Annotated in this window: 14 protein-coding genes; 8 read left to right on the top strand and 6 right to left on the bottom strand. The window is 76.2% G+C overall.

Features of this window, described 5'->3' with window-relative positions:
* Nucleotides 1-212: 212 nt before the first annotated feature.
* Nucleotides 213-6,005, bottom strand: a complete 5,793-nt coding sequence (locus AB0F68_RS20000; protein ID WP_357340346.1) for a TIR domain-containing protein — start codon at nucleotides 6,003-6,005, stop codon at nucleotides 213-215.
* Between the two features lie 9 nt (nucleotides 6,006-6,014).
* On the opposite strand from AB0F68_RS20000, the gene AB0F68_RS20005 reads away from it, so the two are divergent.
* Together AB0F68_RS20005 and AB0F68_RS20010 are read left to right on the top strand one after the other, a co-directional pair.
* Nucleotides 6,015-7,346 (top strand): SLC13 family permease, encoded by a 1,332-nt coding sequence (locus tag AB0F68_RS20005; protein ID WP_357340348.1) that lies wholly within the window; start codon nucleotides 6,015-6,017, stop codon nucleotides 7,344-7,346.
* Between the two features lie 105 nt (nucleotides 7,347-7,451).
* Entirely contained in the window at nucleotides 7,452-7,775 is a 324-nt protein-coding gene (locus AB0F68_RS20010) for a nuclear transport factor 2 family protein (RefSeq protein WP_357340350.1), read from the top strand.
* 4 nt (nucleotides 7,776-7,779) lie between these two features.
* Here the strand turns inward: AB0F68_RS20010 and AB0F68_RS20015 are convergent, their stop codons facing one another.
* A complete protein-coding gene (locus AB0F68_RS20015; protein WP_357340352.1) occupies nucleotides 7,780-8,229 on the bottom strand; it encodes a hypothetical protein in 450 nt (149 codons plus the stop codon).
* The gene (locus AB0F68_RS20020; RefSeq protein WP_357340354.1) at nucleotides 8,222-9,541 is read right to left on the bottom strand and encodes a molybdopterin-dependent oxidoreductase; all 1,320 of its coding nucleotides are present in this window, start codon (nucleotides 9,539-9,541) and stop codon (nucleotides 8,222-8,224) included. The genes AB0F68_RS20015 and AB0F68_RS20020 overlap by 8 nt, the downstream gene beginning before the upstream one ends.
* A 193-nt stretch (nucleotides 9,542-9,734) precedes the next feature.
* Here AB0F68_RS20020 and AB0F68_RS20025 point away from each other — a divergent pair, with 193 nt between their 5' ends.
* Nucleotides 9,735-10,796 carry an NAD-dependent epimerase/dehydratase family protein gene (locus AB0F68_RS20025; RefSeq protein WP_357340357.1) on the top strand — a complete coding sequence of 354 codons (1,062 nt, stop codon included), beginning with the start codon at nucleotides 9,735-9,737 and terminating at the stop codon, nucleotides 10,794-10,796.
* Between the two features lie 154 nt (nucleotides 10,797-10,950).
* Here AB0F68_RS20025 and AB0F68_RS20030 read toward each other — a convergent pair whose 3' ends face one another.
* On the bottom strand, nucleotides 10,951-12,459 hold the full coding sequence (locus AB0F68_RS20030; RefSeq protein WP_357340359.1) for a hypothetical protein: 1,509 nt from the start codon (nucleotides 12,457-12,459) through the stop codon (nucleotides 10,951-10,953).
* 145 nt (nucleotides 12,460-12,604) lie between these two features.
* Here AB0F68_RS20030 and AB0F68_RS20035 point away from each other — a divergent pair, with 145 nt between their 5' ends.
* From AB0F68_RS20035 to AB0F68_RS20050, 4 genes are all read left to right on the top strand, one after another.
* Nucleotides 12,605-13,279, top strand: coding sequence for a glycosyltransferase family 2 protein (locus tag AB0F68_RS20035; RefSeq protein ID WP_357340361.1), 675 nt, complete (start codon nucleotides 12,605-12,607; stop codon nucleotides 13,277-13,279).
* Complete coding sequence (locus AB0F68_RS20040; protein ID WP_357340363.1) at nucleotides 13,276-13,962, top strand: DUF2064 domain-containing protein; 687 nt, start codon at nucleotides 13,276-13,278, stop codon at nucleotides 13,960-13,962. Before AB0F68_RS20035 ends, AB0F68_RS20040 begins: the two co-directional genes overlap by 4 nt.
* Nucleotides 13,959-14,588 carry a class I SAM-dependent methyltransferase gene (locus AB0F68_RS20045; protein WP_357340365.1) on the top strand — a complete coding sequence of 210 codons (630 nt, stop codon included), beginning with the start codon at nucleotides 13,959-13,961 and terminating at the stop codon, nucleotides 14,586-14,588. The genes AB0F68_RS20040 and AB0F68_RS20045 overlap by 4 nt, the downstream gene beginning before the upstream one ends.
* A gap of 102 nt (nucleotides 14,589-14,690) precedes the next feature.
* Nucleotides 14,691-15,590: a GNAT family N-acetyltransferase gene (locus AB0F68_RS20050; protein WP_357340368.1), complete on the top strand. Its 900-nt coding sequence runs from the start codon at nucleotides 14,691-14,693 to the stop codon at nucleotides 15,588-15,590.
* 47 nt (nucleotides 15,591-15,637) lie between these two features.
* On the opposite strand, the gene sigJ is transcribed toward AB0F68_RS20050, so the two are convergent.
* Complete coding sequence (gene sigJ, locus AB0F68_RS20055; protein WP_357340370.1) at nucleotides 15,638-16,516, bottom strand: RNA polymerase sigma factor SigJ; 879 nt, start codon at nucleotides 16,514-16,516, stop codon at nucleotides 15,638-15,640.
* Between the two features lie 155 nt (nucleotides 16,517-16,671).
* On the opposite strand from sigJ, the gene AB0F68_RS20060 reads away from it, so the two are divergent.
* Entirely contained in the window at nucleotides 16,672-17,472 is an 801-nt protein-coding gene (locus tag AB0F68_RS20060) for an NAD(P)H-binding protein (RefSeq protein ID WP_357340372.1), read from the top strand.
* Here the strand turns inward: AB0F68_RS20060 and AB0F68_RS20065 are convergent.
* A complete protein-coding gene (locus tag AB0F68_RS20065; RefSeq protein WP_357340374.1) occupies nucleotides 17,469-18,104 on the bottom strand; it encodes a M23 family metallopeptidase in 636 nt (211 codons plus the stop codon). The genes AB0F68_RS20060 and AB0F68_RS20065 overlap by 4 nt on opposite strands.
* Nucleotides 18,105-18,164: the final 60 nt, after the last annotated feature.

Here is an 18,164-nt window from a genome sequence, read left to right on the forward strand (position 1 = left end):
ACTTACAACTTCTGTGTCGAGATCGTGACACAGCGTTAAGCTGATCGGTCGACGTCACTACGCCGGGCGTCCTGACCGGACTGAGCGGTCAGCCAGATCCACACACCGGCACGGACGCAACCCGGCGAGGCGTGTAACGAAACGGCCGGTGCCGACGCTGGTGAAAAGCGCTCCGCGCGGGGCGCCGGCGCGCGGCCGGTGGTTCGCCCGGGTCAGAACGGGGCGTCGACGGCCAGCCGCCGCACCTGGGTCAGGTACGGGTCCAGCTCGCCCACCTCGAACCGGCAGGTGCCGATGACGTGCCAGAACTGGCCGCCCGGATCACCGTCCAACTTGTACCGGCCGTCCGGGCTCACCGCCGCCCAGCCGTCCGGCAGGCCGATCAGGGTGATCCGCAGCTGGGCGTGCTCCGGGTCCGCGACGTCCCACAGCCGCACGGTGCCGTCGTCGCCGGCGCTGGCCAGCAGGCTGCTGTCGGGGCTGAACGCCACCGACCAGACCCGCCGGGTGTGTGCCGCCAGCGTGCCGTGCAGCCGACCGGTGCCCGGGTCCCAGAGCCGGATGACGAGGTCGTCGCCGGCGGTGGCGAGCAGGTTGCCGTTGGGGCTGAACGCGCACGACCAGAGCCGGCCGGTGTGCTCGGTGAGCACCGTGCGCCGCTCGCCGGTGAGCGCGTCCCAGACCACGGCGACGCCGTCGTTGCTGGCGCTGGCGAGCAGCGTCCCGTCGGTGCTGAAGGACACCGCGTAAACCCGGTCGGTGTGGTGTTCGAGGGTGAGCCGGCAGGTCGCGGTGGCCGCGTCCCAGAGCCGGACGAGCTGGTCGTCGCAGCCGGTGGCGATGGTCTCGCCGTCCGGGCTGAACGCCATCGCGCGCACCCGGCCCCGGTGCGGGGTGAGGGTGGCGAAGTGCCGGCCGGTACGCCTGTACCACAGCCGCACCGTGTCGTCGTCGTTGGCGGTGGCGAGGGCGTCGCCGTCGGGGCTGAACGCGGCCGCCCAGACGTGGTCGGTGTCCACGTTGAGCTCCCGCTCGTCGACGCCGGTGTCGGTGTTCCACAGGTGCACGCCGCCGTCGCCGCTCGGCGCGGCGACCAGCGACTCACCCGGGCAGAAGACCGCCGACAGCAGCCGGTCGGCGGGGCTGGCGAGCTGCCGGACCAGCCGGCCGGTGCGCGGCTCCCAGAGCCGGACCACACCGTCGTTGCCGCAGGCGGCGAGGACCTCACCGTCGTCCCGGAAGGACAGCGCGGTGACCCGCCGGCCGTGCCCGCGCAGGGTGTGCTGGAGCTGCCCGGTGCGCACGTCCCACAGCCGGGTGGTGCCGTCGTTGCTACTGGTCGCCACCTGCGCCTGGTCGGGCCGCCAGACCACCGGCCAGACCGATCCGCGGTGCCGGGTCAGCTCGTGCCGCAGTTGACCGTCGGCGCTGTCCCAGAGCTGGATCGCGCCGTCGCTGGCGGCCGTGGCGAGCAGGCTACCGTCGCGGTTGAACCGGACGCTGTAGATGGCGCCGCGCTGGCGGCCGAGCACCCGGACCGGACGGCCGGTCTCCACCTCCCAGAGCCGCAACACGCCATGGGTGTCGCCGGTCGCCATCAGCGTGCCGTCGGGGTGGATGTCGAGGGCGTACACGTCGGCCTCGTGGCCGCGCGGCTGGCGCAGCAGCTCGCCGTCAACGGCCCGGCGGATCCAGACCCGGCCGTGCTGGCCGACCGCGGCCAGCAGCCGGCCGTCCGGGCTGTGCACCACCCGGTAGACCACCTCCGGCTCGCGCACCTCGAAGGCGAGCCGGCCGGAGGGGATGTCCCAGCCCCGGAGCACGCCGGCGCTGTCCACCACCACGACCCGCCGGCCGTCCGGGCTGAACGAGGTGCCCCAGATCGGCGCCGCGTGGCCGGGCCACTCGTGGCGCAGCCGGGCGGTCCGGGTGTCGTAGAGCCGGACCACGCCGGCCGCGTCGCCCACCACCAGCCGGCCCCGCTCGCCGTCGGTGAGCAGCGGCCACACCCAGCCGGCGAAGACGTCCTCGATGACGTGCCGCACGTCGCCGTGGTCGGCGTCCCAGAGCCGTACGGTGAGGTCGGCCGCCCCGGTCACCAGCTGGTGCGAGGCGGCGTCGAAACGGACCGCGTAGACCCGGCCCCGGTGGCCCTGCAGGGTCCGCACCGGCAGCCCGGCGGCGGTGTCACAGATGAGCACACCACCGTCGTCGCTGCCCACCGCGAGCACCGCGCCGTCCGGGCTGTACGCCACCGGCACCGGCAGCCGGCCCACCTCGAAGCCGTACGCCACCCCCACCGCGGGCGGGGCCAGGCCCGGCGCGACGGGACGGCCCGGGGCGACCACGGCTCCGCGGAGCTCCGGCGCGCGCAGCAGCGCCGCGTCGGCGCTCACGTCGATCAGGGCGGTGCGGTGCCACCTGCTGCCGGTGATCCGGGCGCCGCGTAGGTCGGCGCGGAACAACCGGGCGCCGGCCAGCTCCGCGTCGCGCAGGTCCGCCCCGGCGAGGCGGGCCTGGTCCAGGCGGGCGCCGCGCAGCCGGGCGTGCTCCAGCCGCGCCTCGGTGAGGTTGGTGGCGACCAGGCGGGTGTCGGTCAGGTCGGCGCCGGTCAGGTCCGCCCCGGCGAGTTCCCGGTGGGAGAGGTCCTCGCCGCGCAGCACCGCGCCGCGCAGGTCGGCCCGGTCGGGCAGCCGCAGCCGCGCGCTGAGCCGCAGCGCGTTGGCCCGGACCGTCTCCCCGGCCGCCTCGTCACCCAGCACCCGGGCGGTCCAGGCGGTGCAGCGGGCGGGGTCGGCCAGGTCGCCGAGGAACTCCACGGTCAGCGCCGACAGCGGGCGCACCGCCAGCGCGAGCGGCTCCTCGCCCCGGTTGAGCTGCTCGGCGATCCCCTCGGCGACCAGCCACTCCATCACCGAGGTGTGGATGAACCCGAACAGCCCGTCGTCGGTGCGGACCAGCAGGCTGCCGGCGCCCACCGCGTGGATCGCCTGCGGCCCGGACAGCCGGGAGTCGGCCAGCCCGGCGAGCTGGCCGGCGGCCTCGGCCAGCTCGGCCAGCCGGAGGTGGGACTCGCCACTCTCCCAGAGCTGGAAGGCGAGCCGGCTCACCGCGTGCCACAGCTCGGGTCGGCGCAGGCTCACCGGCGCGCCCGGGATCCCCTGGGTGCGCCGCTCCTCGAAGTCCAGCCAGGACTCCAGGATCTCCCGGTAGAGCGCCGCCGCGCTGAACGTGCCCCCGGCCCCGGCCACCGCGGCCAGCCGCCCCTCGTCGAGGTTGGCGATGAAGCCGAGCATCCGCGGGTTGCGGGAGAGGCCGAGCAGGTCCTTCACCCCGGCCAGCAGGTCCAGCCGCTCGCGGGCGGCCCGCTCGTCGCCGCCGTAGCGGTTGCGCAGGAACGTCTCGATCTGGCCGGGGGTGAAGTCCTCGATGGCCAGCACCCGGCGGTGCGGCAGCAGACCCACCCGCTCGCCCAGGGCGGTCAGCACCTGCGAGTTGGTCTTGAAGTGCTGGGTCCGGCTGCTCACCACGATCTTCGCGTGGCCCTCGGCCGCCTGGAGCAGCGTCTCCAGGTGGTCGGCGGCCCGGTCGTAGGTGACCCGGGCGACCAGCTCGTCGAAGCCGTCGAAGAGCAGCACGATCCGGCCCTGGCGGAGCATGTAGCGGAACGCCTTGAGGTCGATCACCTGCTCGCCGTGGTTGGCCAGGTGCGCCGCGACCAGCCCGTCGACCGAGTGCGCCTTGTCCAGCGCGCGCAGCTCCACCAGGATCGGGATCAGGTCGGGCGCGGCGGTGGGCAGCCGGCGGGCCACCTCGCGCAGCGCGAAGGTCTTGCCCCGGCCGAAGTCGCCGAGCACCAGCACGAACCGGCCGTCGGGCGCGGAGATCAGCTCCAGCAGCTCGTCCACCACGTCCTCACGGACCCGCTGGTCGGCGCCGACCAGGTGCCGGTAGCGCTGCGGCACGTACTGGCCGGGCGGGTAGAGCCGGTCGGCCTGCAGCCGGGCGGTCTGCGCGGCGACGTATTCGCGCAGGTCGAGCAGGCCCTGGAACTCGGTCAGGTGCAGCACCCGCACACCGCGCCGCTGCGCCGCCTCGGCCAGCCCGCGCGGCACCCGGTCGCCGTCGTAGACCAGCTCGGAGGGGATGTCCGGATCGGTGGCGTGCACTCGGCGGGCGAAGTGGTCGACGTCGGCCGGGGTCGGGGTGCCCACGTACGCCCCGACCCGCTGCTGCCGGACCACGCCGTCGGCGCGGTAGGTGATGTAGAGGTGCGGCGGGTCGGCCTCGACCCGGCGGACCACCACCCGGTCGTGGCGGGCCTCGCAGACCTCGGCGAGCCGGTCGAGCAGGCGCTCCAGCGGGGCGGGCGCGACCACGGCCGGCGCGGCGGCCGACGCCTCGGCGGCGCCCTGGGTCGGCCCCTCGACCACGCTGGGCTGCCGGGGGTCGGGCACCTGGGCCGGGCCGGCCGCGCCGAACGTCGCCTCGGCGCGCGGCCAGCTCAGCCTGGTCGGCTCGCCCACGTCGTGCCGGTCGTCGCGGCCGAGCACCCAGCGGGTCATCCCGTCGGCGCCGAGCCGGAGCACCTGGGCGCGGCCGTCGCGGGAGGCGGTGGCCAGCGGCACCACCGGGTCGACCCGGGCGCTGGGCGCGGCGTCGGCGAGCAGCAGGTTGAGCATCGGGCCGACCAGCCGGTTGAACGAGCCGCGGTCGCGCAGCGACGCCGGGTCGGGCACGGCCAGCTCGTCGGCGTACGGGGTGCGCGGGCCGGGGGCGTGCGCCATCGCGCCGAGCCGCAGCCAGCCGGACTGCTGGTAGTGGCGCAGTCGCTGGGCGAACCAGGTGGACTGGGCCTCGCCGAGGAAGCCGTACCGGTCCTCCTCGCGGTGGGTGATCGCGACCGTGGAGTTCAGCCCGGCCACCACCACCCGCAGATCCGGCACCGGGAAGAGGGTCCACGGCTGCTCGCTGTCGAAGATCCGGTCCTCGAGGCCCTGGTAGAGCTCGTCGAAGAGGCGCGCGTAGTGCCGCCACTTCGGCCAGTACGGCGGCTGCGGGTCGACGTCGTCGGCCTCGCAGGTGGCGAAGTAGGCCCGGCTGGCGGCCATGGTGACGTCGCGCGGGCCGGGCACCACGACCAGCCGGTGCGGCTCCAGGCCGAGCAGCACCCGCAGCCCGGTGAGGAAGCTCAGCGCGTCGGAGAACTCCCGGGGGCTGCCCGACTCGGTCAGGTTGCCGGCCACCACCAGCAGGTCCGGCCGGGGCACCCCGTCGTTCATCAGCAGGGTGAGGTCGCCCATCAGGTGTTCCTGGAGCTCGCCGGGGGTGACCGGGGCACCCGGCTCGATCACCCCGCGGCCGAAGCGCGGCCCGGCCACCTGGAGCACGGTGAGGGTGCCGCGCGCCGCCGGCACGGCCGCCGCGGCGGGCGGGAACGGCGGCGGGTTGATCGGGGTACGCCGGGCGCGGCGGGGTGCGGGCGCACCGGCGGGCGCGGCGAGCACCCCGGCCGGGTCGGCGGGGTGGTGCGGGAAGGCCGGCTGCCGCATCGGCTTGGCCCGGCCGTCGAGCGCCTGCCGGATCCGGTCCAGCACCCGGGCCCGCGCCTGCGCCGGATCGGCCACGCCGACCAGGTCGACGTAGGTGATGGTGGCGAGCAGGCCGTCGATGGGACAGTCCTCGACCCGCACGGTGACCAGCTTGTTGCCGGTGCCGTCCGGGTCGGCGCGCAGCGCGGCCTGCCACTCCAGCTTGCCGTAGGTGGAGTGCAGGTAGCGTTCGGACAGCACCGCCACGACCACCTCGGCCTCGCGGACCCCGCGGTCCATGAAGTCGATGAAGTTGGTGCCGGCCACGAAGTCCCACGCCTGCAGCAGCGTGCGGTAGCCGGCGGCCTCGAACTCCCACGCCAGCCAGGTCGCCCAGCGCTCGTCGGCCGGGGAGTAGCTGATGAAGAAGTCGATGGGGCGGTCGGACCGGGTCGGGTGCGCGCCTACGGACACAGGATCATTATGGCCACCGACGGTCAATTCGTGGACACCCTCGGCAGCCGCTGCGCCGGCCGCGTCGGGCCGGTCCGGCCGGGCGACGGTGTGCGAGGATCATCCCTCGTGGAGACCGTGGGCCAGCCGCCGTCCGCCGCACCGGACCGGAGCCGCTGGGGGCGGCTGCACGTCCTGGACTGGATCGCGCTCGGGCTGGCCGCGGTGGGCGTCGTCTGTGTCCTCACCGGACTCCTCCCCCGCGCCGACGCCGAGGCCACCGTACGCCGGATCGTGCCCATCCTGATCTTCCTCGGCACGGTGGTGGTGCTGGCCGAGCTGACCGCGGTGGCCGGGGTCTTCGACGCGCTCGCCGCCCGGGTGGCGATCACCGCCCGGGGCAGCTACCGGGCGCTGTTCTGGCTCTGTGTGGGGTTCGCCTCGGTGACCACCATCGCGCTCAACCTGGACACCACGGCCGTCCTGCTCACTCCGGTGATGATCGCCCTGGCCCGCAAGCTGGGCGTGCCGCCGACCCCGCTGGCGATGACCACGGTCTGGCTGGCCAACACGGCGAGCCTGCTGCTGCCGGTGTCCAACCTGACCAACATCCTGGCCAGCGACCGGATCGACCTGGAGCCGGTGCCCTGGGCGGCCCGGATGTGGTGGCCGCAGCTGGTCGCCATCGTGATCACGATGCTGCTGCTCTGGTGGTGGTACTGGCGGCCGGCCCGCGCCGGCGCCGACCCGTTCGTCCCGCCGCCGCCGCACGTGCCGCCCGACCGGGTGCTCTACCGCACCGCGCTCGCCGCCTGCCTGCTCTTCGTCGCCGGGATCCTGGCCGGGGTCGAGATCGGGCTGGCCTCCGGGGTGGCCGCCGCGATCCTGGTCGCCGGGTTCGCCGTGCGTGCCCGGCGCAGCCTGCGGCTCGCGCTGATCCCGTGGCGGCTGCTGGTCTTCGTGACCGGGCTGTTCCTGGTGGTGCAAACCATCGGCCGGCACGGCCTGGACACCGTGATGGGCACCCTGATCGGCGCCGACCCCGGCGCGGAGGGGGCGCTGCGGGCCGGCGGGGTCGGCGCCCTTTTCGCCAACGTGGTCAACAACCTGCCCGCGTACGTGGCCGGCGAGGCGGTCATCGCCCCCGACCACCACACCCAGTTGCTGGCCCTGCTGATCGGCACCAACGTCGGCCCGCTCGCCACCCCGTGGGCCTCGCTGGCGACGCTGATCTGGTACGAGCGCTGCCGGGCCGCCGGGGTGGCCGTGCCGCTGGGCCGGTTCGTGGCCACCAGCGCCGCTCTCGCCGTCCTGGCCACCACGGCCACGGTGGCCGCCCTGCTGGTCGGTCCGGGGTCCTGACCTCAGCCCCCGGCTGCCGCCGGAACCGTGCGAACCGGCCGTGTCCGTCGTACCCGCCGGGCAGGATCAGAACGACCCGCCACGACCCGGCAAGGAGCCAGCACCGTGAACACCCCGCCCGACATCATCCGCCGCTACTTCGCGCTCGCCGGCCAGCCGGACAAGGACCCCTACTTCGCCCTCTTCGCCGACGACGCCGTCGTCGAGGACGAGGGGAGGACCCACCGGGGCATCGCGGAGATCCGCGCGTGGCGCCGCGAGACGCCGCTGGTCTCCTACGAGATCACCGATGTCGAGAACACCCCGGCGGGCACGGTCGTGACCGCCACCATCAGCGGCGACTTCCCGGGCAGCCCGTTCGCCGGCCTGCGGTTCCGGTTCGAGGACTACGACGACCGCCACATCCGCCGGCTGCGCATCGCCCCGTGACCCGTCAGCGGGCCCGGCGGACCAGCCGACGGGCGGCGTAGAGCAGCGCGCTCACGGCGAAGAGAGCGCCGCTGACCGCCAGCCACCGGCCGAGCATCGCCCGGGGCGCCAGGCCGGTCGCCGCCAGGTAGGTGCCGTCGCCGAGCCCGAGGACCCCGGGCAGGTAGACCAGAAACAGCAGGCCGGCGCCGAGCGCGGGGACCCGGACGTGGTTCAGCGGCGACGGGGTGCCGCCCCGCCGCAGGGCGCGGCGCAGCATCCGGTCGAGCGACGCGTACACCGGGAAGAGGACCAGGTCGTGCGCGATCACCGCGCCGAGGAACCAGAGCAGCATCCGGCCGGCCGACGCCGCACCGGCCAGCCGCAGCGCGATCCAGCCGGTGACCGCGAAGCAGCCGGCCAGGAGCAGCAGGTGCCAGGGCGCGGCGCCGTAGGCGCGCCGGAACCTAGCCATCGAACGCGATCTCCGCCACCCACTTCGTGCAGTGCACGCCGGGCAGCGCCGGCACGATGATCCGCGCCGGGTAGCCGTGGTCGGGGGTCAGGTCGACGCCGTTGACCCGCAGGGCGAGCAGCGCGTCCGGGTCGGTCACCTGACCGCCGTGCAGGACGGCCTCGCGGAACAGGCCGGCGCGCTCCAGCGACCGCACCCGCGCGGTGGCCGGATCGGCCGCCCCCACCAGGGCGGCCAGGTCGCGCAGCCGGACCCCGGTCCAGGTCTGCGAGGTGGACCAGCCCTCCACGCAGGCGATGGGCAGGACGGCCGTGTGCTGCGCCAGGGCGAGCAGCCGGGCCCGGTCCAGGGTGACCGTGTGGTTTCGGCCGCGCAGGGTCAGCCGCCAGCCCGGGCCGGTCTGGTCCGGGGTCACCCCGGCCGCGGCGACGCTCCGGTTGACCGGGAAGCCGGTCGGCCCGTCGTCTCTCCGGCGGCCGCGCGGCAGCAGCAGCGCGGTGTCGCGCAGCGCGTCGACGCTCTGCCCGACGGTCAGCGCCGCCAGCAGCAGCGCGCCTCCGCCGACCAGGCCGAGCACCCCGCGCCGGCTCATCGTCGCCGGCCCGGGCCGCCGGGCCACCAGGCCGTCCGGATCCGTCGGCTCCGGCCGGGTCACCTCCACCGGGGTACGCGCGAAGCCCGGCCCGCGCAGCGCGGTGACCAGCCGGGGCAGCTTGATCGCCACGTGGGTGACCAGCGCCGCCGTGAAGATCCAGGCGCCGTACCAGTGTGCGGTGTAGAAGTCGAAGCCGAACAGGTAGGCGTACTGGATGTTCAGCAGGCCGGTGACCGTCTGGAAGAGGATGCCGCCGACCAGCAGCAGCAGCGACAGCCGCTCCAGCAGCTGGGCGGCCGAACGGGCCGGCGGCCAGTCGAAGAGCTTGGGCACCACCGACCAGAGCTTCCCCAGCACCACCGGCAGCAGCACGATCCCGAGCGTCACGTGCAGCCCCTGGGTGAGGCGGAACAGCCAGGCGGGTCGGGTCGGCCAGTCGAACACCGGCGGGTGCAGCCAGCCCACGTCCCGGGGGAACGCCTGGTCGAAGCGGGGACCGTAGGCGATCCAGTCGAGCAGCCCGGTCACGATCACCAGGGGCAGGGTGGCCAGCAGCACGGCGCCGAGCACCGAGGTCAGCCAGGGCCCCCGGACCGGGCTGCGCCAGGCGCGGTCGACGGCGTCCACCCCCGGCGGCCGGTGCCGGGCCAGCGCCGCCCACAGGGCCGCTGGGGCGGCCGACGGCGCGTCGTCCGGTGGGGGTGGGCTGGCGGGCACATCTCCTCCTGGGCTGCGCGGTCCGGGCCCACCCGTCACGCCGGTGGTCCCTTCAGCAGGACGCTAGACGCCGCATCCGCGCGCCGGTCCGGTTTGCCGCATTACCGAACCCTTACCGCCGCCGTCATTACGGACCGCTGACGTGCACCGCGAACCGCCCGAACCGGACCCCGCGGTGCCCTAGCCTGGCCGCATGCGGGTACTGGTCACCGGCGCGGCCGGCTTCATCGGATCGCAGATCGCCGACCTGCTCGTCGCCGTGGGCCACGAGCCGGTCTGCCTGGACGCCCTGCTCCCCCAGGCGCACGGCGGCGCGCTGCCGGAGTGGTCCCGGCCGCACGACCCGGTGGTCGGCGACGTCCGCGACGCCGCGCTGCTGGACCGGCTGCTGTCCGGGGTGGACGCGGTCTGCCACCAGGCGGCCATGGTGGGGCACGGGCTGGACCCCTCCGACGCTCCCGACTACGCCGGACACAACGACCACGGCACGGCGGTGCTGCTCGCCGCCATGCACCGGGCCGGGGTGTCCCGGCTGGTGCTGGCCAGCTCGATGGTGGTCTACGGGGAGGGGCGCTACACCTGCGCCGAGCACGGCGTGGTCCGCCCCGCCCCGCGCCGGCCCGTCGACCTGGCCGCCGGCCGCTACGACCCGACCTGCCCGGCCTGCGGCGGCACCCTCGACCCGGCCCTGGTCCCCGAGGACGCCCCGCTGGAGCCGCGCAGCACGTACGCGGCCAGCAAGCTCGCCCAGGAGCACTACGCCGCGGCCTGGGCCCGGCAGACCGGGGGCGGGGTGTGGGCGCTGCGCTACCACAACGTCTACGGCCCCCGGATGCCCCGCGACACCCCGTACGCCGGGGTCGCCTCGCTGTTCCGCTCGGCGCTCGCCGACGGCCGGCCGCCCCGGGTGTACGAGGACGGCCGGCAGCGCCGCGACTTCGTGCACGTGACCGACGTGGCCCGGGCCAACCTGCTGGCGCTCACCGCGCCCACCCCGGACGGCCTGGTCCCGGTGAACGTCTGCTCCGGCGAGCCGCACACCGTCGGCGACCTGGCGGCGGCCCTGGCCCGCGCGATGGGCGGCCCCGAGCCGGAGGTGGTCGGCGGCGCCCGGGCGGCCGACGTCCGGCACGTGGTGGCCGACCCGACCCGGGCCCGGGACCTGCTCGGCTACACCGCCCGGGTCGCCTTCACCGACGGCGTCACCGCGTTCGCCACCGACCCCCTCCGCGAACCCGCCGCCCTGCTCGCCTGAGCCCTCACCCCCTCGCCCTCCCCGGTCGATCGTGAGGTTGGCGGTGGCGATCCGCCCGATTCGCCACCGCCAACCTCATGATCGACGCGGATGCCGGGAGATCTTGGCGAGTTGGCGTTCGGAGGGAACGGGAAGTCGTCAAGATCCGAAACGGTCAGGAGACCGTGAAGAGCAGGTGGTTGACGGCGAGGGCGGTGAACGCCTGGGCGGCCAGCCACCAGCGGCGGGTCGGCGCGGGCAGGTGTGCCACGGCGATCAGGAGCCAGACCGCGAACGGCAGCCAGATCCGCTCCACCTCGGCCTTGCTCATCCCGGACAGGTCGGCGCCGGCCACCGCCAGCGCGGCGGCGGCCGGCAGCAGCACGGTGGGCCCGAGCGCCGCCACCGGCGCCATCCACCGTCGGCCGAGCCGCACGGCACCGCTGAGCCCGCCGACCGGCCGGCCGGGCACCCGGTCACGGGGCTGGCCGCCCCGCGCGGCGCCGGGTGATCGCCAGGCGGCCCGGGCGGCGAGCGCCACGCGGCGCAGCGCCGGCCCGAGCACCGGCCCGGCGGCGAGCCCGGCGCGGCGCAGCGCCGGGCCGAGCACCGGCCCGGCGGAGAGCAGCAGCGCCGCCAGGTTCGCCCAGACCCAGTAGCCGTACGGGCGGTCGACCGCCCAGCCCTGGTAGTAGCGCTCGACCACCCGGTCGTACCCCTCCCACCAGCGGAAGCCGGCCAGCACGAAGAGCGCCGTGACGCTGGCGACGCCAGCCGTCGCGGCGAGCAGCGCGGCGCGGCGGCGGTCCCGGCGCAGCGCCAGCACGGTCACCGCCAGGGCGCCGACGAGCACGAACCCGTACGACAGGTGCAGCGCGAAGCCGAGCAGCAGCCCGCCGGCCAGCGCGGCGGCCGGGCCGCGTACCGCCAGCAGGGCCAGCCCGGCGGCGACCACGCCGGTGAAGACGGCGTCGCCGGAGGCGCCCAGCCAGACCGCGCCGGGCAGCAGCACCAGGAAGGGCAGCACCGCCCGGGCCGCCTCGGCGGCGCCCAGCGCGCGCAGGGTGACCGGCACCGACACCGCGACGGTCGCGCCGACCAGCACGCAGCAGAGCGCCGCGGCGGCGCCCCCGCCCAGGCCGATCCGGTCCAGCCAGACGAAGACCAGCAGCGCGCCCGGCGGGTGCCCGGCGGTGTGGGTGGACCAGGAGTCCGGCTGGAAGTCGAGGATCCGGTCGGTGAAGCCGGCCAGCGTCCGGGGGATGTCGGTGACGCCGGGCACCTCGTGCAGGTACTCCGCCTGCACGGTGAGCCGCCGGGCCAACCCGGCCGACCAGCCGTCCACCAGGGCCAGCGACAGCGTCCAGGCGACCGCGGCCAGCCAGCCGGCGGCCAGCAGCGGCCCCCAGCGGGCGGTCCGCGCCCAGCGCAGACCCGGCCCCAGCACGACCACCGCGACCAGCACGGCGAGCGGGGTGCCCCAACCGGCGTGCGGCCGCCAGGTGGCGTAGAGCGGCGCGGCGTCCGCGTGCAGGCCCGCGCCCCGGCGGTTGAGCACCAGCCCGACGGCGACCGCGGCGGCCAGCAGCACCGCCTCGACGGCCAGCGCGACCAGATCGCCCCGGTGCCCGGGGATGGTCCGCCGTGGGCCGGGAACGCGGGGCAGGGTGGCTGCGGATCTCATGACGACCGGACGGTACGGCCCGCCGGGCCGCCGGGTGGGCGGATCCGCCGGCACGTCACCGGATGGTAAGAAATGCCTGCTCGGTAAGGGTTCCGTAAGCACGATCCGGGCCTGGCGGGGCGCGGACCGGCCTAGCGTCGGCGGCATGCCGACACAGATCGACGTGGTGCTGCCGTGCCTGGACGAGGCCGCCGCCCTGCCCGGCGTGCTGACCGCGCTGCCGCCCGGTTACCGGGCGATCGTGGTGGACAACGGCTCCCGGGACGGCTCGCCGGAGGTGGCCGCCCGGCACGGCGCGCGGGTGGTGCGGGAGCCCCGCCGGGGCTACGGGGCGGCCGTGCACACCGGCCTGGAACACGCCGAGACCGAGCTGGTCTGCGTGCTCGACGCCGACGGCTCCTTCGACCCGGGCGAGCTGCCCGCGCTGGTCGCCCCGGTGGCGGCCGGCGCCGCCGACCTGGCGGTGGGCCGGCGCCGGCCGGTGTCCGCCGGGGTCTGGCCGTGGCACGCCCGGGCCGGCACGGCGCTGGTCGCCGCGCTGCTGCGGCAGCGCGGGGTCCCGCTGCGCGACCTCAGCCCGATCCGGGTGGCCCGGCGGGACGCCCTGCTCGCCCTGGGCGTCACCGACCGCGCCTTCGGCTACCCCCTCGAACTGATGATCCGGGCCGCCGCGGCCGGCTGGCGGATCCACGAGCGGGACGTCCGCTACGCCCCGCGCGCCGCCGGGACGCGGTCCAAGGTCTCCGGCTCGGTCCGCGGCACGGTCCGCGTCACCCGGGACTTCCTGGCCGTGCTGCGCAGCGTGGACGGCCCCCGGTGACCGTCCTGCTGGTGGTGGCCAAGACGCCCGTGGCCGGGGCGGTCAAGACCCGGCTCTGCCCGCCGGCCGAGCCCGCCCAGGCGGCCCGGATCGCCGCGGCCGCGCTGCGCGACACCCTCGACGCCGTCGCCGCCACCCCGGGCGTCGTCCCGGTTCTGGCGCTGGCCGGCCGGTTCGCCGACGCCGAGGACGGTGCGGACCTCGCCGCCGCGGTCGCCGGCTGGCCGGTGCTGCCGCAGCGCGGCGACGACTTCGCCGACCGGCTCGCGTACGCACACGCCGACGTGGCCGCCGCCTACCCGGGGCGGCCGGTGCTCCAGATCGGCATGGACACGCCGCAGCTCACCGCGGCGCGGCTGGCCGCCGCCGTACGCCGGCTCGACGGGACGTCGACCGACGCGGTGCTCGGCCCGGCCGCGGACGGCGGCTGGTGGGCGCTGGGCCTGCGCGACCCCCGGCAGGCGGCGGCGCTGCGCGGGGTGCCGATGTCCACCCCTGACACCGGGCGGCGCACCCGGGCCGCGCTGGCCGGGCGCGGCCTGCGGATCGGGACGCTGCCGGTGCTGCGCGACGTGGACGACTGGACCGACGCGCTCGCGGTGACGGCCCTGGCCCCCACGGGCCGGTTCGCCCGGGAGGTCGCCGCCGTGTGGCGGGCCCGGCCGGTCGGGGGCCGGCGGTGACCGCCGACGGTTTCGCCACCGCGCTGCGGCACCGGGACAGCGACGCGCACTGGCTTGTGCAGGGCGACGGGGCGCGCCGCCGGTTGCCGGTGGAGCGGTGGCACGGGCCGGCCGAGCCGGCGACGGCCGCGGTGGTGGCCCGCTGCGCCGGCCCGACGCTGGACCTGGGCTGCGGTCCGGGCCGGCTCACCCTGGCGCTGGCCCGGGCCGGGCTGACCACCGTGGGGGTCGACGTCTCGGCCCGGGCGGTGGCCCTGACCCGGGCGCGGGGCGCCGTCGCGGTCCAGGCCGACCTCTTCGATCCGCTTCCCGCCGAGGGCCGGTGGCGGCACGTGGTGCTGCTGGACGGCAACATCGGCATCGGCGGCGACCCCGGGCGGCTGCTGCGCCGGTGCCGGGAGCTGCTCCGCCCGGACGGCACGGTCCTGGTCGAGCTGGACCCGCCCGGCAGCGGCACCTGGCAGGGCCGGGCGCGCGTGGTGTCCGGACGGCACCGGGGTCCGAGCTTCGGCTGGGCCCGGCTGGACACCCGGGCGGTGCACGAGCCGGCCGCGGCGGCGGGCCTGGTGGTCCGCGAGCTCCACTCGGCCGGCCGGCGCTGGTTCGCCGAGCTGGTCGCCGGGTAGCGCGGCCGGCGCCCGCCGCCAGGCCCCGGGGCCCCGCCGGGCCGCGACGTCGGTCCGGAAATCCGGTACGGGTGAGGCCCGGCGGCGGGCTACCGTGCGCGGATGAGCGGCGTCCCGACCCTGCAGTTCCACACCGATCCGGGCGAGTTCCTCGCCGCGGCCGGTGACCATCTGGCGGCGAACCCGGTGGTCGGCACGGTCGTGGCCACCGTCGCGCACCGGCTGCTGGCCCGTCGGGCCGACGGGGTCGCACTCCCCGAGCACGACTGGTGGCTGGTGGTCCGGGACGGGTCCGGCGCCGTCGTCGGCGCCGGGATGCGGACGGCGCCCTTCGCGCCGCGCCCGCCGTTCCTGCTGCCGATGCCCGACGAGGCGGCCGTGGCGCTGGCCCGGGTCTGGCACGAGCGCGGGGAGGAGGTGCGCGCGGTCAACGGCGCGCTGCCCGCCGCGCAACGGTGCGCCGACGAGGTGACCCGGCTCGGCGGCGGCCGGGTCGAGGTCGCCCAGCACACCCGGCTGCACGAGCTCGGTGAGCTGGTCCGGCCGGCGCGGGTGCCCGGCAAGTTGGCCGTCGCGACCGAGGACGACGTCGACCTGGCCGCCGAGTGGTTCGACGCGTTCATGGCCGACGCCGACGAGCAGGCGGGCCGCCCGCGCGGGGTCAGCGCGCACGAGACCCCCGACCGCGCCGAGCTGCTGCGCCGGATCCGGGACGGGCGGTTGTGGTTCTGGACCGACGAGGCGGGCCGGCGGGTGCACCTCACCGCCGCCAACCCGCCGTCGTTCGGCGTCGCGCGCGTCGGCCCGGTCTACACGCCGCCGGAGCAGCGCGGCCGGGGCTGGGCCGGCAACGCGGTCGCGGAGGTCTCCCGGCTCCTGCGGGCCGAGGGGGCCCGGGTCTGCCTCTTCACCGACCAGGCCAACCCGACCTCGAACCGGATCTACGCCACCCTCGGCTACCGGCCGGTGGTCGACATGGCCAACCTGGTCATCCTCCCCTGACGCCGATCCGGGCCGGCCCACCCGCGGGCCGGCCCTCGGCACCGGACTCAGTCGGCGAGGCCGAGCGCGGCCAGCCGCTCCGGGTCGGCGATCACGTCGATGGCGGCGATCCGCCCGTCGGTGACCGTGAACGCCATCACCGACAGCGGCCGGCCCCCCGCGCTGACCAGCACGCCGGCGGCGCCGTTGACCAGCACCGGCCGGGCGAACGGGGAGAACCGGCCGAACGTGGTGGCCTGCGCGGCCACCACCCGCGCCCCGGTGAGCACGGTGGAGTGCCGGGCCCGGGCGGTCCCGCCGTCGGAACGGAGCACCACGTCCGGGTGCAGCACGGCGACCAGCCCGTCGAAGTCGCCCTCCCGGGCGGCGGCCAGGAACGCGGTGACCACCTCCCGCTGGCGGGCCAGGTCCGGGTCGGGTGCGGGCGCCTGGCCACGGACCCGGCGGCGGGCCCGGCTGGCGAGCTGCCGGGCGGCGGCCGGCGACCGGTCGACCAGCGTGCCGATCTCCTCGAAGGGCACACCGAACATGTCGTGCAGCACGAAGGCGAGCCGCTCGGTCGGGGTCAGGGTGTCCAGGACCACCAGCAGCGCCAGCCCGACCGAGTCGGCCAGCACCGCGGCCTGCGCGGGATCGGCGTCCACCTCGGCGACGTCGACGACCGGGTCGGGCAGGCGTACGTCGAGGGGGTCCTCGCGGCGGGTGGCGCGGGCCCGCAGGGTGTTCAGGCAGACCCGGGCGACCACCGTGGTCAGCCAGGCGGCCAGGTTGTCCACCGCGGCGACGTCGGCGCGGGCGAGCCGCAGCCAGGTCTCCTGCACGGCGTCCTCGGCCTCGCTCAGCGAGCCGAGCATCCGGTACGCCACCGCCCGCAGCTGCGGCCGCTGCTGCTCGAACCGCTCGGCCAGCCAGGTGTCCTCGCCCATGTCCCAGTCCTTCCTCGCGGGGTTCCCGGTTGACCGACCCGCGCCGGCCCGCCCGTGTGACAAGGGGTGACGCCGGTCACTCCGGTCACACTTTCCCGCCGCCACGGGTCGAGCCGGTGAAGCCCGAAACCTAGCGGATCTCAACGGAGGACGACATGAACGCACCGATCCTGGTCACCGGCGGCACCGGCACCCTCGGCCGCCTCGTCGTGCCGATGCTGCGCGAGGCGGGTCACCCGGTGCGGGTGCTCAGCCGTCACGGCGGCCGGCCCGGCGACGGCGTCACGCACGTCACCGCCGACCTGCTCACCGGCGCCGGCGTCGACCCGGCGGTACGCGGGGTCGACACCGTGCTGCACCTGGCCGGCGGGCCCAAGGGCGACGACGTGGCGACCCGCCACCTGGTCGACGCCGCCCGGCGCGCGGACGTGCGGCACCTCGTGTACATCTCGGTGGTCGGGGCGGACCGGGTGCCGCTGGCCTGGCTGAGGTCCAAGCTGGACGCCGAGCGGGCGGTCGCCGGATCGGGCGTGCCGTGGACCACGGTGCGCGTCGCCCAGTTCCACGACCTGGTGCTGACCATGGTGGAAAAAATGGCGAAGCTGCCGGTGGTCCCGGTGCCCGGCGGGATGCGGCTCCAGCCGGTCGACGCCCGCGAGGTGGCGGCCCGGATGGTCGAGCTGACGCTGGGCGCGCCGGCCGGCCTGGTGCCCGAGCTGGCCGGCCCACGGGTGTACGGCCTGGACGAGCTGGTCACCGGCTATCTGGCGGCGGTCGGCCGGCGGCGGCTGCGGCTGCCGGTCCGGCTGCCCGGCAAGGCCGGCCGGGCGTACCGGAACGGGGACAACCTGGCCCGCCCCGGCGCCACCCTCGGCGTACGGACCTGGGAGGCGTTCCTGGCCGAGCGGCTGCCGCACCCGGCGTACCCTGCCGGCCAGCCTTCGGCCCGTGGCTAGGGCCGCCCGGCCGGGCAGTTGTTGCTGGTGAGCGTGACGCCGTACTCGGTGTCGTCGTGGGTGATGCCCGAGGCTGAACCGTCGAACCAGGTCTCGACCTTCTCCCAGCCTCGGTGCTGCTCGTAGTGCAGGTGCGGGGCGCCGGAGTCACCGGTGCTGCCCACCCGCCCGAGCTGCTCGCCGCGGGCGACCCGCTGGCCGGCCCGGACCAGCGGCGGTTCGAGCAGGTGCAGGTACTCGGTCTGCCACTTGCCGCCGTGGTCGATCTTCACCCAGTACCCTCCGCCGCGTCCGCGCGGACCCTTCGGGTTCTCCGGGGTACGCCCACCGAGTGACCCGTTGATCCCCGCCACGGTGATCGTGCCGGCAGAGGAGGCGAGCAACGGCCGCCCCCACGCGTCGCCCGCCGCGGGGAACAGGTCGATGTCGTAGTCATCGTGGCCGGGGTAGGTGCCCAGCCGCCAACGCTCGCCGCAGGGCACGGGGAGCTGGAACAGCGGGCGCGGACCCGGCGGCCACAGCAGGGGTACGACGGCGGCGACGGCGAGCACGGCCGCGACCGCGCCGACCGCGAGGGCGATGCGAACGGCAGGGCGGCCGGTGCGGTGTCTGGGTGGCTGGCCGGTCGTCATCCCGCCGAGCATGGCAGGCATCGGCAACGCCAAGGCGGCGTCAACTACGCTGAGCACGGC

It is taken from the genome of Micromonospora sp. NPDC023966 (assembly GCF_040639095.1).
GTDB lineage: Bacteria > Actinomycetota > Actinomycetes > Mycobacteriales > Micromonosporaceae > Micromonospora.